The sequence below is a fragment of the Streptomyces sp. NBC_00005 genome, from assembly GCF_045160215.1.
Classification (GTDB): domain Bacteria; phylum Actinomycetota; class Actinomycetes; order Streptomycetales; family Streptomycetaceae; genus Streptomyces.
In genome coordinates, this window is sequence record NZ_CP108316.1 from 10,187,369 (window position 1) to 10,201,455 (window position 14,087).

Genomic DNA, 14,087 nt, shown 5'->3' on the forward strand with positions numbered 1-14,087 from the left:
GCTCATCCGCCGCGCAGCGCCTCCCCGGCCGCCTGCGCGACCACCTCGGCCACGGCCGCCAGTGCGGGGGAGTCCAGCTTCCACTGCTGCCAGTACAGGGGTACGTCGACCGCCTCCGGCGCGAGGCGGACCAGGCGGCCGGTGCCCAGCAGGGGCTCGGCCTGCACCTCGGGCACCACGCCCCAGCCCAGACCGGCGGCCACGGCCTCCACGAACCCCTCCGAGGTGGGCACGAAATGCCGAACCGCACTCGCACCACCCCTCCCGCGCCGCAGCCGGCGTACGAAGGCGTCCTGCAGGTCGTCGCTGCGGTCGAAGGCCACCGAGGGGGCCACGGCGAGCGCGTCCCGCAGCGGTCCGCCGAGATGCTCGCGGACGAAGTCCGGGTGGGCCACCGGGAGATAGCGCATCCGTCCCAGCGCGCGCACGGAACAGCCCGTGACCGGCTCCGGCGACGACGTCACCGCGGCCATCACCAGACCTTCCCGCAGCAACGACGCGGTACGGGTCTCGTCCTCGCGGCGCAGCTCGAAACAGAGCCGGGGTTCGGGCCGTACGCGCGTCAGTGCCGGGAGGAACCAGGTGGCCAGGGAGTCGGCGTTCACCGCGATCGACACCCGGGTCGGCTCCCCGGCCCCGCTCATGCCGAGTTCGGCGCGCGCATCGCGTTCCAGTCGGGCCAGCTGCCGGGCGAACCGCACGACGACCTCGCCCGACTCGGTCGGCCGCACCGGCTTCGTACGCATGAGGAGCACCCGGCCCGTGCGCTGCTCCAGTGCCTTCACCCGCTGACTGACCGCCGACGGCGTCACGTGCAGCGCCGCGGCCGCCGCGTCGAACGTGCCCTCGTCCACCACCGCGAGCAGCGTCCGCACCTGGTCGAGGGGAAGCTCCGTCAGCTCTGACTTCATGCCTGCTAATGATACGTAAGAATCTTTAGCTGTACGTGCAGTGATCGAATCTCTAGCGTCAGTGCCATGTCACCCGCTCTGACCGCCGCGGCCGCCGGCTTCGGTACCGGCCTCTCGCTCATCGTCGCCATCGGCGCCCAGAACGCCTTCGTCCTGCGCCAGGGGATCCGCCGCCACGCGGTCCTCGCCGTCGTCGGCATCTGCGCCCTGTCCGACGCCCTCCTCATCGCGCTCGGCGTCGGCGGGGTCGGCGCTGTGGTGGTGGCCTGGCCGGGGGCGCTGACCGCGGTCGGCTGGATCGGCGGCGCCTTCCTGCTCTGCTACGGCGCCCTCGCCGCCCGCCGGGTGCTGCGGCCGGGCGGCGCGCTGCTCACCGAGGGGGAGACGGCGGGCTCGCGCAGGCGGGCGGTGCTGACCTGTCTGGCGCTGACCTGGCTCAACCCGCACGTCTACCTCGACACCGTGTTCCTGCTCGGCTCGATCGCCGCCGACCGCGGCCGGCTGCGCTGGACGTTCGGCCTCGGCGCCGCCCTCGCCAGCCTGTGCTGGTTCGCGGCACTCGGCTTCGGTGGCCGTGCACTCGGCCGCTTCCTGGCCAAGCCGGCGGCCTGGCGGGTCCTGGACGGACTGGTCGCCGCGACGATGATCGCGCTCGGCACCCTGCTCGTCGTCAGGGCCTGAGTCCACAACCTGAGACCGCGCGTCCCGAACTCTCTTGCGGTGCTGGGATAGTGAACCCCGGACCCGAAAGATGTATCGAGCAACCAGGACGCCCGTGGACACCAGCGAGAGCAGCACCGAACCGCAGACACCGGACCCGGTCGCGGTCGATCCACCCCGGCGAGGGTGGCGCCGCTGGGCCATGGACACCCGCCCCCTGCGCATCCCGGCCTACCGCCGGCTGTGGTCCTCGACGATCGTCACGGCAGTCGGCAGCCAGCTCACCGCCGTCGCCGTGCCCAAGCAGATCTACGACATCACCGGCTCCTCGGCGTGGGTCGGCGCCGCGAGCCTCGCCGGTCTGCTGCCGCTGATCGTGTTCGCGCTGTGGGGCGGCGCGGTCGCCGACAGCATGGACCGCCGCAAGCTGCTCCTGATCACCAACATCGGCATCGCCGTCACCTCGCTGCTGTTCTGGCTCCAGGCCTTCGCCGGGCTGGAGTCCGTGGCCGCGCTGATGATCCTGCTCGCGATGCAGCAGGCGTTCTGGGGCCTGAACGCCCCCGCCCGCAACGCGTCCATCGCCCGCCTGGTGCCGGAAAGCCAGCTGCCCGCGGCCAACGCCCTCGGCTCGACCGTCATGCAGACCGGGCAGGTGGTCGGACCGCTGCTGGCAGGCGCCCTGATACCGGTCATCGGCCTGCCCGAGCTGTATCTGATCGACGCGCTCGCGCTGTGCGTCACCGTGTGGGCGGTCTACAAGCTGCCCTCGCTGCCGCCCCTGGCGTCCGCGACGGCGCGACGCGCGGGCGTGCGGGAGATCGCGGAGGGCTTCCGCTACATCTCCATGCACAAGGTGCTGCTGCTGTCCTTCCTCGCCGACATCATCGCGATGGTCTTCGGCATGCCCCGCGCCCTGTTCCCCCAGCTCGCCGCCCAGACCTACAGCCCCTACGGCGAAGGTCTCGCGCTCGGCCTGCTGTTCGCGGCGATCCCCATCGGTGCGGTGCTCGGCGGCCTGTTCTCGGGCACGTTCTCCCGGGCCCGCCGGCACGGCTGGATGGTGATCGGCGCGGTCGTCGCCTGGGGCGCCGCGATCACCGGCTTCGGCCTGAGCGGAAACCTGTGGCTCGCGGTGGTGTTCCTCGCCCTGGCCGGGGTCGCCGACATGGTCTCGATGGTCTTCCGCGGGGCGATCCTGCTGTCCGCCGCCACCGACGAGATGCGCGGCCGTATGCAGGGCGTCTTCACGGTCGTCGTGGCGGGCGGTCCGCGCCTCGCCGACGTCCTGCACGGCACCGCGGGCTCGGCCTTCGGCCCCCGCACGGCGGTCGCCGGCGGCGGCCTCCTCGTCGTCGTCGTGATGCTGACCCTGGCCGCCGCGGTCCCGGCACTGCGCCGCTACCGCATCTGATTCCTGGGGCCGGTACGGCGGATCAGCCGGGCGTCGCGCGCCCGGCACGCGCTAGAGGGCGCTGCGCCGGTGGCTCGAGTGCTGCTCCATGAGCTTGCCGCGCGTCGTCTCCAGGCGGTGCGCGAGGATCTCGGCGACGCTGCGCACCAGTATGAGCCCGAGCTGTGTGTCGTCCTCGCACAGCCGCAGCACCGCCGCCGCGTCGAACTCGTAGGCGCGCACGGGGCTGAAGGCCTCCGCGCCGAAGTCCCACTCGTGCGGCGGGAACAACCAGGACCAGCCGAGCAGATCGCCCGCGCCGAGGGTCGCCACGGTCACCCGCTGCAGCGAGTTGACGCGCTGGTCGAGACAGACCGCGCCCGAGCGGATGACCCAGAAGCGGTCGGCCCTGCCGCCCGCCTCGAAGATCCGGGTGTCCTCCGCGAAGGAGACCTCGTGCGCGAGCGTCATCAAACTCTGGCGCCGGGGCGGGGGAAGGGCGGTCAGCAGTTTTATCGCTTTGGTCATGACGCGGGGCTCCTCGCCGAGAATCGGTTCCGGTGCTTTCCCTACGCCCATTTCAGCCGCTGCGGACGCCTCGAGCACCTCGGAGGACGGCAGTTCCCGCCAGGAACCCCGAGGGCATAAAAAAGCCCTGGCTGGACGGGGGAGACCAGCCAGGGCCGTAAGCGGTGGCGTCGGAGGACGGTACGGTCGACTCCGTCACCACGTATGAATGAACCGTAAACCATCGACGGGGTTTTCGCGTACTCACAACCGGGTCACGTGACCGGTTTCACTTCGAGGCGTGGCTGCCCGGGGTCAGGATCTCGTCCAGCACTCTGAGGACGGCCTCGTAGGCCAGGGTCCGTACGGCGGCGTCGCGCGCCGCCTCCGGATCGGTCGCCCGCAGGTCGTCGCTCCGTGCCCGCCACGCCCGCACCTCCTGCTGCGCGCAGGTCCGGGCGCGCCGGATGCGCCGCAGCAGCTCGTCTGAGTCCACGACATCGGTCATGGCATCCGCGTACCCACGATGTGCGCTCCGCAGGCCCGGGCAGCTACATCGGGTCGAGAGGTTTGACGGAGCCTGTGCAGGTGAGCCGAACAGGAGACCTGCGGTGCTCGCGCAGCGGGAGGCTGAGCCGCTGTGACCGGGCGGGGGAAGTGCCGTGTCCGTGAAGGCAGTGGCCCGGACGCGGCGGCCGTGGGTGTGGCAGGGTCCGGTTTCCTTCCCCCGTACAAGGAAGCCGGTTCTTCACCGATCAGGGAGCCAGGCGATGTGCGAGGAGCACGGGACCCCACCCGCCCTCCAGCGGCCGGGCGCGCAGCGGACGCATGCGCCGGGGTCGTGCCAACCCGCGGAGGCGCGAAGGGCGGTCGAGCGAGCGGTCACCGAACGCTGCTGGGCCACCCACACACACTGTGATCCGGAGGCTCTGGGGGACGCTCTGCTCGTCGTCTCCGAGCTGACGACCAACGCGATCCTGCACGGCGGTGGCGTCACGGACTTCCGCGTCGACGTCCTCGGAACGGGCGTGCGCGTCTCGGTGAGCGACCGCAGCGACCGACTGCCCGTGACCAGGGAGCCTGCGGACCCGCTGCGACGCCGGCGCGTCGGCGGCCACGGCTGGCCCATCGTCTGCCGGCTGGCCCGCGAGGTCCGCGTGTCCGAACTGCCCGCCGGCGGCAAGTGCATCACCGCCGTGGTCGCCTTTCGCTGAACGTCTTCCATCGGGGTGGCGTTTGTTCCCGCGGGGGCCGGGCATACGGACGTTCGTGCTTCGGACCGGAGGCGCGCCAGCGGGAGCGGTACGGCTGCCCTGGGCCCCATCAGTCGGTCCGGGCGTCGGCTTTTCCCGCGGTAAGTCCCTGAAACCCTCATTCAGGAGCGATTCCGCATGCTCATCGACATGTCGACAAGCACATCCGGCGCGCAGGCCCGCCCGACCGCTCGCAGCGGACGGCGGCACGACGACGCCCCCGACACGGCGGACCTCTTCGCCCGCCTGGCCACCCTGGAGTGCGGCCCCGAGCGGGACGCGATACGCGACGAACTCGTCACTGTCTGGCTGCCCATGGCGCACCGGATCGCCGGCCGCTTCCGCGACCGCGGGGAGGCCGTGGAGGACCTCCGCCAGGTCGCGGCACTCGGCCTGGTCAAGGCGATCGACCGGTTCGACCCGGAGCGGGGCGCCTTCGAGAGCTACGCCGTGCCCACCATCACCGGCGAGGTCAAACGCCACTTCCGGGACCGGATGTGGGCGCTCAGGGTGCCCCGCCGGGTCCAGGAACTGCGCAACAAGGTACGGCTGGCCCGCCGCGCACTCACCCAGACCCCGGGCAGCCCCGAACCCTCCGTCGCCGACATCGCCGTCCACACCGGACTCACCGAGGACGAGGTGAGCGCCGGCCTCGAAGCCCTCGAAAGCTTCAGCACCCTGTCACTGGACGCCGAACTCTCGGGCGACGAGGAGGGCTACCGCCTCGCGGACACCCTCGGCGTGGCGGACTCCTCGTACGACGTCGTGATCGATCGCGAATCCGCCAAGGAAGGACTGCGCCGGCTGCCCGAACGCGAGCGCGCCATCCTCTACATGCGCTACTTCGAGGACATGACGCAGAGCCGGATCGCCGACCGGCTCGGCATCTCGCAGATGCACGTCTCCCGCCTCATCAGCCGCAGCTGCGCCCGGGTACGCGCCGAGGCGCTGGGGCAGCGGGGTACCGACGGACGGGCGGTCGCGGCTTGAGCCCACCGGACCGCACGAGGAGTGCACCGATGCTGATCCCCCGTCCCGCCGTCCTGCGAAGGCTCGTCGAGGAGTACGAGACCGTGCCGGCCGAGGAGGCTGCGACGGCGGGCGGGGCCAGGCCGAGCAAGCGCGCGCAGGATCTGGCCTACACCCTCTGTGTGTCGACCGGCACGCAAGAGCTGGGACGGGCCCTGGAAGCCGCGCACCGGCTGCTCGAGACGATCATCCCGGCATGACCGGAGGCGACGGAGATCGGAGTCCGATGACGGCGACAGGACACGGCTCGGTCGGGCCGGAGGGCCGTGCAGCGCGAAAGCGGCTGCTCGCGGTGGTCCGCTGTGTCTTCTACGGCTTCGTCGCCTACTCCGTGCTGTCCTTCGCAACCGGCCCCCGCCCCGGCGGCAGCGGGTCGAGCGACGCGCAGTCCCGCGACGTCACGGCCAGGGCCCTGGGCCTGCCCGCCAGGCAGTGGCTCGTGGGCGCGGCCGGGGCCGGCGTCGTCGTGGCGGGCGTGTGGATCGCCGCCCGGGCCGTGCGGCGCGACTACCGCGACGAGCTCAAGCTCGGCGAGATGTCCCCATGGGCCCGACGGCTGGTGGACGTCACCGGAGTGGCGGGCGGCGCGGCGCGCGGCCTGGTGTTCGCCGCCGCGGGCGCCTTCGCCGTGCGCGCCGCCGTCGACTACGAACCGGACCGCGCAAAGGGGCTGGACGACACCCTGCGCTCGTTCGCTCACACCCCGCTCGGTCCGTCGCTGCTCGTCTGCGTCGCGGCCGGTCTCGTACTGTTCGGGCTGTTCTCGTTCGGTCTGGTTCGTTGGCGCAGGGTCTGAGGCGCGGATCACGGGGAACACGGACCGGATGAACGAATCCGAGTTTCCACCGGAGCACCGGCCCGTCGACCTCTACCTCGGTCTCCTGCGCACCCGGATGGACACGGAGGACTACCGGCAGCTGCTCGGCGTCGTCGAGCCGGTCCTGCGGGCCATCGATGAGGAACGCGTGCCCGAGCTGGACTTCGCGCTGGACGGGGACCACGGGGACGGCCTCTCCCAGGAGGTCCGCGACGAGGCCGCCCTGGTCATCGCCGCCGCGGTCACCGGCCGACTGGACAACGAGGTCGTCGAGATCGACCTCGAGGAGACCGGCACGGTCAGAGTGATCACCGACGCGGACACCGCCTCCGACCCGGCACGGCTGGGCGAGATCGCCGAGTACATCCGGGAACGGCACCGGCAGAACGAGGAGCTGCGCGGCATCGCCGAAGCGAGCGGTCTGCCCACCGACTTCTGAGCACGCTCACCGCTTCGGCGCGGCCACCGGCACCTTCAGCGGCCGGGCCAGGCCCACCACCGCCTCGTCCAGGCGCTGCAGATGCCTGAGCACCCGGTCGGTGATGCGGCCGTACCGCGAGCCGCCGGGCACCTCGGACTCCAGCAGGGCCGCGATGCTCGCCCCCGTCTCGACCTCGGCGGCGGCCCGCTCGTCCGCGACCCGAGCGGAGATCGTCCCGATGTTGGCGAGGATGCGCCGCCCGGCCCGTCGCAGCCGCGGATCCGCCGCGATCGAGGGATGCGTGGGCAGCAGCTCGGCCATCGCGGCCAGCGAACGTGCGTGGTACGCGCAGGTCTCCAGAAGCGCGACGACATAGCGGGCGGTGTTGCGCCGGGCCCTGAGCGGGGTGACCGGGTGGGTGAGCGGCTGGGTCGCGGCGCGCAGGTCGGCCAGCGCCTGGTCCAGGTCGCGCGCCTTGTCGAGCAGTTCGGCGGGGTCCCCGCCGCTGAGCTGGTCGACGGCGGCCTCGGTGACGTCGGCGAGCCGATCCAGCACGGTGACGAGGAGGTCGTTCGTACGGCGGTTGGTGTGCACCGGCAGCACGAACGCCGCCGCGATGATCCCGCAGGCCGCGCCGAGCGCCGTCTCCTCCACCCGCAGGACCAGCACCGACAGGCTGTAGGTGTGCAGCAGGGTGTACAGCACGCCCAGCGCGGCGGTGACGAAGAAGGACATCAGCGTGTACGACAGCGGGGCCGTGTAGAACATCGCGAACACGCACAGCAGCACCAGCGCGAACGCCGTCCAGGTGTGGTGCCCGACGAGGCCCGCGAGCAGCAGACCGGCCACGACACCGAGCACGGTGCCCAGCAGCCGCCGGTAGCCCTTGACCAGGATCTCGCCGGTCGAGGCCGTGTTGATGAACACGATCCAGCAGGTCAGCACCGCCCAGTACCAGCGCTGGCTGGAGAGGAACTCGCCGCCGATGATGGCCAGCGCCGACCCCACCGCCACCTGCACGGCAGCACGCGTGGTGGGCCTGTCCAGCCCCGCAGGCGCCTCCTCGGCTGCCTCCTCGCCCGCGTCGATCGCCGCGTCCTCGGCGTCCAGCTCCTCGCGGGAACGGGCCGTCGACGGGGTGTCGTCCGCGTCGTCCTGCGCCCCGCCGAGCGCGATCCGCAGCCCGAGCACCGCACGGGCGGCCTCGCCGATCCCCCGGAACACGTCCTGGACGGCGGGGGAGGCCTTCGGCAGGTTCTCCTCGTCCCGGTAGCCGAGGAGCCGGTTGCGCAGCTGGGCCAGACCGGTTCCCGTGCCCTCGGAGACGGGCCGCAGCACCAGCAGGCGCAACGCCTCCAGATCGCGGCGCAGGACGGCGGTCGCCTCGTCCCCCACAGGCACATGGCCGCCCGGCGTGACGGGCGCGCCCGGCAGATGCAGGGTCAGCGTGTCCGCCCGCTCGGTACTGAGGGAGGTCAGCAGCAGGAGCCCGAGGCGTTCGGCGGCGATCTCGGCGTCCGCGACGCGGCGCTGCACGAGCCGGGCCGCGGCCTCGTCGGCGGTTCCCTCGTCGAGCCGGCCCTGGATCATCATGGCCGTCTCGTGCAGCCGGGAGGTGCCGCCGCGTACGTCCTCCAGCGCCTTGTCGATCTCGTCCGGCCCGGCGTCGAGCAGGCCGAGCTGTGCGGTCACGAGCTGCGCCAGCCGGGCGCGGAAGGCTTCGCGCAGCCGCTCCAGGACCCCCGTGGGCGTCTCCGGCACGAGCGCGAAGCGCACCACGGCGCTGGACGCGACGGCGACGGCGACGACACCCCACAACTTCGGCAGCTCCGACACGGTGGCGCCGACGAACAGGGACATGAAGTAGACCTGGAAGCCGATCAGCCCGAGCGCGGTGCCCCGGTCGCCGAACCGGCGGGAGTAGACGGCGCAGAAGATGAGGGCGACGAAGAAGACGTCACCGCCCACCACCCGGGAGTGCAGAAGCGCGCCCAGGGACACGGAGGCCAGCGCCACCACAAGGCCCAGCGCGAGCGTGACGGCCTGCTGGGCGCGCTGTTTCTCCCGGATGGCGAAGGTGGAGACCATGGCCGCGATGGCACCGGCCACGAGCAGGCGCACGTCGACCTGCAGCAGGGAGAGCACGGCCAGCGTGAGCGCGATGGCGCCCACCGTCCGCAGGCCCGCGGCCAGCCGCAGCAACCCCGGATCGGAGGCCGCCACGAGATCGCGCAGCCGTGCCCGGACCGACCCTCCCGCTGCCCTCACGCCGCCGTACTCACTCCCGTTTCACGTCATGAACCGGATCGTCATGATCCGGATCTCAGCATGACACGACGGGTCCGGACCGCCGGCACCCGCCTCATGTCTCCTTCCGGTCCGTCTCCTCGACGTGGGCCCGCACCTGTTCCGGCGTCATATAGGCGTCGGTGAACTCGAAGTCCTTCAGCCTGGCGGCCTTGCGGGACTGGAAGCCGGTGCGCACGAAGTCGTCGCCGGCGATCGCGTTGAGCACCCAGTTCGTCATCACGCGCGTCTTGGCGACGTTGGTGCGCAGCGCCGACCAGTGGTAGCCGCGGGCGACGGCCTGGGCGGGCACGCCGCGCAGTTCGATGCCGAGCGGCTTGGAGACGGCATCCTTGCCGCCCAGGTCGACGACCAGGCCGAGGTCCTTGTGGACGTACGGCGTCAGCGGCTGGTCGCGCAGGGACGCGACCACGTTGTCGGCCACGATCTTGCCCTGGCGCATCGCGTGCTGGGCCGTGGGCGGGCAGACGGCGTTGTCGTCGTCCTTGGCCTTGTCGGGCACGGCCGCCGCGTCGCCGAGCGCGAAGACACCGTCCTGGCCGGGCAGGTTCATCTCGGCGTTCACCGCGAGCCGGCCCCGCACCGTCTCCGCGCCCAGCGTGGCGATCAGCGGGCTGGCGACGACGCCCGCGGTCCAGATCAGAGTGCGGGTGGGCACCACGCGGCCGTCGGTGAAGGTGACCTCCTCGGGCGCCGCCTTCGCGATGGAGACGCCCAGCGAGACGTCGATGCCGCGCCGGGCCAGGATCTCCTGCGCGCTGCGGCCCAGCTTGTCGCCCAGTTCGGGCATCAGCTTCGGGGCGATGTCGATCAGATGCCACTTGATCAGCCCCGGGTCGATACGGGGATAGCGCTTGACCGCGGCGTGCGTCAGCTTCTGCAGACAGGCGGCCGTCTCGGTGCCGGCGTACCCACCGCCGACCACGACGAACTGCAGCCGCGAGGCACGCTCCGCCGGGTCGTCGCTGCTGTCGGCCAGGTCGAGCTGGGAGATGACGTGGTCGCGGACGTAGGCGGCCTCGGCAAGGGTCTTCATGCCGAACGCGTGCTCGGTGAGACCCGGGATGTCGAAGGTGCGGGTGATGCTGCCGGGGGCCAGCACGATGTAGTCGTACGGCTCGTTCACGATCTGGTCGGTGATGGTGCGGATGACGCAGACCTTGGACTTGAGGTCGACGCCGATGGCTCCGCCCGGAATGATCCGGGTGCGGTACTTCTTGCTGCGCCTGAGCGAGACGGCGATCGACTGCGGCGTCAGCACGCCGGAGGCGACCTGGGGGAGCAGCGGCAGATAGAGCTGGTAGGCGAACGGCGTCACCAGCGTGACGTCCGCTTCGTCCGGCGCGAGTTTCCGCTCCAGCCGGCGTACGCATCCCACGCCGGCGAAGCCTGCGCCAACCACCAGGATCCTGGGTCGTGTCACGGTGTTCATCCCTCTCTGCGGCTCCAGGCGGTCTGCATCCGACGCCCTTCGCATGCCCTGGATCGCTGCTTGCACCACATCGATCCCACCGTGCCTTCAGCCGTTCCGCCAGCTGGGTGCGGCAGGCAGACGAAAGAGTCGAGGACCACCATGCCCGCCCGGATGCGGAAACGCACCGGTCAGGAGTGAACCTTTTGGATCACATGGTTCACAGGACGTGACGACCGTGTGGTCAGCGGAAGACGTTGTCCGACTCGTCCCAGCTCGACAGCTCGTCCGGCACGGTCTGCCGCGGAGCGCGCGAGCGTGCCTGGTACATCGCGTCGATCTCGAACGCGTAGTGCCGCACAATCGCGTCCCGGCGCAGCTTCATCGACGGCGTCAACATCCCGTTGGACAGGTCGAACTGGACCGGGAGCACACGGAAGACCCGGATCGACTCCGAGCGCGAGACCGCGCTGTTGGCCGCGGCCACGGCGCGTCCGATCTCCTCCCGCAGCGCGTTCTCCTCGCGGGCCTCCCGGCTCGGCGCGTCGCTGTGCAGCGACAGGGAGCCGCGCCAGTAGGCCAGGAACTGCGGGTCCAGGGTGATCAGGGCCCCGACGCAGGGGCGGTTGTCGCCGACGACGACCGCCTGGTGGATCAACGGATGCATCCTCAGCCGCTGTTCCAGGGCGGCCGGGGCGACGTTCTTGCCGCTGCTGGTGACGATGATGTCCTTCTTGCGGCCGGTGATCGTCAGATAGCCCTCGGAGTCCAGCCGTCCGAGGTCCCCGGTGGCCAGCCAGCCGCCGCGCAGCGCTCCCCGCGTCGCCGCGTCGTTGTTGATGTAGCCCTGGAACACCGACGGCCCGCGGACCAGGATCTCGCCGTCGTCGGCCACGATGATGTCGTTGCCCGGCAGTGCCTGTCCGACGGTGCCCGACATCTCCCGGCCGAGCGGTTGCGCGGTGATACCGCCGGCGGCTTCCGTGAGGCCGTACCCGTCGTTCACGTAGATGCCGATCCCCTCGTAGAAGAGGGAGAGTTCGCGGCTGAGGGACGAGCCGCCCGACGTCGCCCGGACCACCCTGCCGCCGAGCGCGGCGCGCAGCTTGCGGTACACCGTCCGCTCGAACAGGGCGTGTTGGAGCCGCAGATCGAAACCGGGACCCGAACCGCCGCCCAGCCGCTGCCGTTCCAGCGCCGCGGCGAAGTCCCGCGCCGTGTCCGAGGCCCGCTCGAACAGGGCCCCGCGGCCGGCTTCCTGGGCGGCGCGCAGGAAGTTCTTGTAGATCTTCTCGAGCAGCGAGGGGACGGCGCAGAAGTAGGTGGGGCGGAAGGAACGCAGGCCCGACGACAGGGATTCCTCGCTCAGGTCGGGTTCGTGCGCCATCAGCATCCCGCCGCGGATGCACAGGCTCTGGACCAGGAGCCCGTACACGTGGGAGAAGGGCAGGAAGGCGAGGACCGATGGCTGCCCTCCGTCCGCCGGCCGCACGGTGTGACCCCAGCCCCTGAGCAGTGTGTCGCAGGAATGGGCCAGGTTGCGGTGGCTCAGCGCGCACCCCATGGGGTGACCCGTCGTACCGGAGGTGTAGGCGACGACGGCGGTGGAGTCCGGCAGCACGATACGGCGCAGTGAATCGACCGTGGCGATCGGGATGAACCTGCCCCGCCCCACCAGATCGTCCAGCGCCCCGGCGTCCAACTGCCAGACGTGGCGCAGCAGTGGCAGCTCCCCGCACACGGAGCCGACCGTCATCACCGCCTGCTCGTCCTCCACCACCACGGCCACGCAGCCGGAGTCCCGCAGGATGCTCTCCACCTGGTCGCGCGAGGACGTCGGATAGATCGGGACGACCTCGGCGCCCACCGCCCACAGCGCGTGGGCGAGCACCGTCCACTCGTAACGGGTGCGCGCCATGATCGCCACGCGGTGGCCGGGCGAAATGCCGGACGCGATCAACCCCTTCGCGAGATCCACGAGTTCGTCCCGCACCTCTATGGCGGTCACCTCCTCCCAGGTGGTGGAGGAGGGGGTGGGGCGGCGCGCGAGCATGGGGAGGGTGGGGTTGAGGGCGGCCGTGTCGAAGATGCTGTCGGCCAGCCCGCCGGTCAGGGACGAGACGGTGGGGGGAGCGAGGGCGAAGTCGCGCATGCGCTGCTCCAGAGCTGTACGGAGGGTGACCACGCCGACGAGTTCCGTTGTCGACGGTGCTCGAATCTAGCCCAGGTGAGTGCGAATGGTGACAGGAACCTGTGAAGTTGCGCTTCCGTGATGATCATTCCTGTGTCTGATGTACGCAGGTGGTGACGACCTCCCGCAAACTGCCGGTCCGCGCCAGCAGTTCACGCTGTTTCTGCGCGCCGGTGCCGCCGTCGAGAAGCCGGGCACAGGTCGTCTCGGCACGCTCCAGGTCGCCGCTGTCGGCGAGCGCGTCGCCGACGTGTTCCAGCAGCGCCCGCACCACGCTCCCGGCGGGCAGCCGGCGCATGGTCGTGGGGTGCAGCAGCTCCTTGGCGAGACCGGAGCGTGCGGCCTGCCAGGCGGCCATCCTGAGCAGGCTCACGCTGTGGTCGACGGGCGCGTGGCCGGCGCGCCACTCCCGCGCGGCGGTCTCCACGAGCCCCCTGGTCAGCGTGGCGACGAGGGTGGCCGTGGCGGCGTGCAGGCATACGTCGGCGACGCGGACCTCCACCGTCGGGTACTGCCGGGACAGACGGGCGTCGAAGTAGACCATCCCCTCGTCGAGGATCACCCCGCTCGCGACCATGTCCGTCACGCGTCGGTGGTAGCGCTCGGCCGATCCGAACAACTCGGTCGGCCCGGCCGACGGCCAGCGCTGCCACACCCGGCTGCGGTAGCTGTCGTAGCTGCTGTCCATGCCTTGCCAGAAGGGGGAGTTGACGCTGAGCGCGGCGATCACCGACAGCCAGGGCCGGATGCGGTCGAGGACCGCGACGCCCTCCTCGTCGGAGTCGACGGACACGTGGACGTGACAGCCGCACACGAGCTGCTCCTGGGCGGCGATGCCGTACTGGTCCGCCATCCACCGGTAGCGGCTGCCCATCCCGACGGACGGGTTGACCGGCAGCGGTGAGCTGGCGAGAGCGGCCACCGTGCACCCGATCCCCTCGGCGTGCCGTGCGGCCTCCCGGCGGCAGCGGACGATCTCCGCGCCCAGGTCCGCCATGTCGGCCTGGGGATGCGTGGCGAACTCCAGCATCTCGCCGTACAACTCCTTCTCGAACACCCCCTGGTCGGTGCTGTCCCGGGCCGCACGGGCGAGCACCGCGGCGGACATCGCCTTCGGCTCGCCGGTCTCCGGGTCCACGAGGAGGAGTTCCTCCTCCACTCCGACGGTGCGCACGTGAGGCCGCCTT

13 protein-coding genes and 1 pseudogene are annotated in these 14,087 nt (G+C 71.3%); 7 read left to right on the forward strand and 7 right to left on the reverse strand.

Translation table 11 applies throughout. The features are described 5' to 3' along the window. Positions 1-2: 2 nt before the first annotated feature. Complete coding sequence (locus OG303_RS46545; protein ID WP_405876098.1) at positions 3-911, reverse strand: LysR family transcriptional regulator ArgP; 909 nt, start codon at positions 909-911, stop codon at positions 3-5. 66 nt (positions 912-977) lie between these two features. On the opposite strand from OG303_RS46545, the gene OG303_RS46550 reads away from it, so the two are divergent. Together OG303_RS46550 and OG303_RS46555 are read left to right on the forward strand one after the other, a co-directional pair. Further along, complete coding sequence (locus OG303_RS46550) at positions 978-1,592, forward strand: LysE/ArgO family amino acid transporter (protein WP_405876099.1); 615 nt, start codon at positions 978-980, stop codon at positions 1,590-1,592. 94 nt (positions 1,593-1,686) lie between these two features. Further along, positions 1,687-2,985 carry an MFS transporter gene (locus tag OG303_RS46555; RefSeq protein WP_405876100.1) on the forward strand — a complete coding sequence of 433 codons (1,299 nt, stop codon included), beginning with the start codon at positions 1,687-1,689 and terminating at the stop codon, positions 2,983-2,985. A 51-nt stretch (positions 2,986-3,036) separates the two neighbouring features. Here the strand turns inward: OG303_RS46555 and OG303_RS46560 are convergent, their stop codons facing one another. Beyond that, positions 3,037-3,492: a cyclic nucleotide-binding domain-containing protein gene (locus tag OG303_RS46560; protein ID WP_405876101.1), complete on the reverse strand. Its 456-nt coding sequence runs from the start codon at positions 3,490-3,492 to the stop codon at positions 3,037-3,039. A 268-nt stretch (positions 3,493-3,760) separates the two neighbouring features. Next, complete coding sequence (locus OG303_RS46565) at positions 3,761-3,979, reverse strand: hypothetical protein (protein ID WP_405876102.1); 219 nt, start codon at positions 3,977-3,979, stop codon at positions 3,761-3,763. A 262-nt stretch (positions 3,980-4,241) separates the two neighbouring features. On the opposite strand from OG303_RS46565, the gene OG303_RS46570 reads away from it, so the two are divergent. The 5 genes and pseudogenes from OG303_RS46570 (at position 4,242) to OG303_RS46590 (ending at position 7,009) form a co-directional block, all read left to right on the forward strand. Continuing rightward, positions 4,242-4,685 (forward strand): ATP-binding protein, encoded by a 444-nt coding sequence (locus OG303_RS46570; protein ID WP_405876103.1) that lies wholly within the window; start codon positions 4,242-4,244, stop codon positions 4,683-4,685. A gap of 177 nt (positions 4,686-4,862) precedes the next feature. Then, on the forward strand, positions 4,863-5,714 hold the full coding sequence (locus tag OG303_RS46575) for a SigB/SigF/SigG family RNA polymerase sigma factor (RefSeq protein ID WP_405876104.1): 852 nt from the start codon (positions 4,863-4,865) through the stop codon (positions 5,712-5,714). Positions 5,715-5,743: 29 nt separating this feature from the next. Next, positions 5,744-5,953, forward strand: a complete 210-nt coding sequence (locus OG303_RS46580; RefSeq protein WP_405876105.1) for a DUF5133 domain-containing protein — start codon at positions 5,744-5,746, stop codon at positions 5,951-5,953. Between the two features lie 44 nt (positions 5,954-5,997). Next, a pseudogene (locus OG303_RS46585) lies at positions 5,998-6,549 on the forward strand (DUF1206 domain-containing protein); the annotation flags it as partial. A gap of 28 nt (positions 6,550-6,577) precedes the next feature. Next, the gene (locus OG303_RS46590) at positions 6,578-7,009 is read left to right on the forward strand and encodes a hypothetical protein (RefSeq protein WP_405876106.1); all 432 of its coding nucleotides are present in this window, start codon (positions 6,578-6,580) and stop codon (positions 7,007-7,009) included. 6 nt (positions 7,010-7,015) lie between these two features. On the opposite strand, the gene OG303_RS46595 is transcribed toward OG303_RS46590, so the two are convergent. The 4 genes from OG303_RS46595 to OG303_RS46610 all read right to left on the reverse strand — a co-directional run bounded on the left by OG303_RS46595 (position 7,016) and on the right by OG303_RS46610 (position 14,074). Beyond that, positions 7,016-9,259 (reverse strand): FUSC family protein, encoded by a 2,244-nt coding sequence (locus OG303_RS46595; protein WP_405876107.1) that lies wholly within the window; start codon positions 9,257-9,259, stop codon positions 7,016-7,018. A 94-nt stretch (positions 9,260-9,353) separates the two neighbouring features. Further along, the gene (locus tag OG303_RS46600; protein ID WP_405876108.1) at positions 9,354-10,730 is read right to left on the reverse strand and encodes an NAD(P)/FAD-dependent oxidoreductase; all 1,377 of its coding nucleotides are present in this window, start codon (positions 10,728-10,730) and stop codon (positions 9,354-9,356) included. Between the two features lie 223 nt (positions 10,731-10,953). Further along, positions 10,954-12,861, reverse strand: coding sequence for an AMP-dependent synthetase/ligase (locus OG303_RS46605; protein ID WP_405876109.1), 1,908 nt, complete (start codon positions 12,859-12,861; stop codon positions 10,954-10,956). A 124-nt stretch (positions 12,862-12,985) separates the two neighbouring features. Then, the gene (locus OG303_RS46610) at positions 12,986-14,074 is read right to left on the reverse strand and encodes a glutamate--cysteine ligase (protein ID WP_405876110.1); all 1,089 of its coding nucleotides are present in this window, start codon (positions 14,072-14,074) and stop codon (positions 12,986-12,988) included. Positions 14,075-14,087 lie beyond the last annotated feature (13 nt).

Excerpts from the sequence above, each read along its gene's own strand:
- OG303_RS46545 (WP_405876098.1), bottom strand. The coding sequence starts at position 911 with ATGAAGTCAGAGCTGACGGAGCTTCCCCTCGACCAGGTGCGGACGCTG.
- OG303_RS46550 (WP_405876099.1), top strand. The coding sequence starts at position 978 with ATGTCACCCGCTCTGACCGCCGCGGCCGCCGGCTTCGGTACCGGCCTC.
- OG303_RS46560 (WP_405876101.1), bottom strand. The coding sequence starts at position 3,492 with ATGACCAAAGCGATAAAACTGCTGACCGCCCTTCCCCCGCCCCGGCGC.
- OG303_RS46565 (WP_405876102.1), bottom strand. The coding sequence starts at position 3,979 with ATGACCGATGTCGTGGACTCAGACGAGCTGCTGCGGCGCATCCGGCGC.
- OG303_RS46570 (WP_405876103.1), top strand. The coding sequence starts at position 4,242 with ATGTGCGAGGAGCACGGGACCCCACCCGCCCTCCAGCGGCCGGGCGCG.
- OG303_RS46575 (WP_405876104.1), top strand. The coding sequence starts at position 4,863 with ATGCTCATCGACATGTCGACAAGCACATCCGGCGCGCAGGCCCGCCCG.
- OG303_RS46580 (WP_405876105.1), top strand. The coding sequence starts at position 5,744 with ATGCTGATCCCCCGTCCCGCCGTCCTGCGAAGGCTCGTCGAGGAGTAC.
- OG303_RS46590 (WP_405876106.1), top strand. The coding sequence starts at position 6,578 with ATGAACGAATCCGAGTTTCCACCGGAGCACCGGCCCGTCGACCTCTAC.
- OG303_RS46600 (WP_405876108.1), bottom strand. The coding sequence starts at position 10,730 with ATGAACACCGTGACACGACCCAGGATCCTGGTGGTTGGCGCAGGCTTC.
- OG303_RS46605 (WP_405876109.1), bottom strand. The coding sequence starts at position 12,861 with ATGCGCGACTTCGCCCTCGCTCCCCCCACCGTCTCGTCCCTGACCGGC.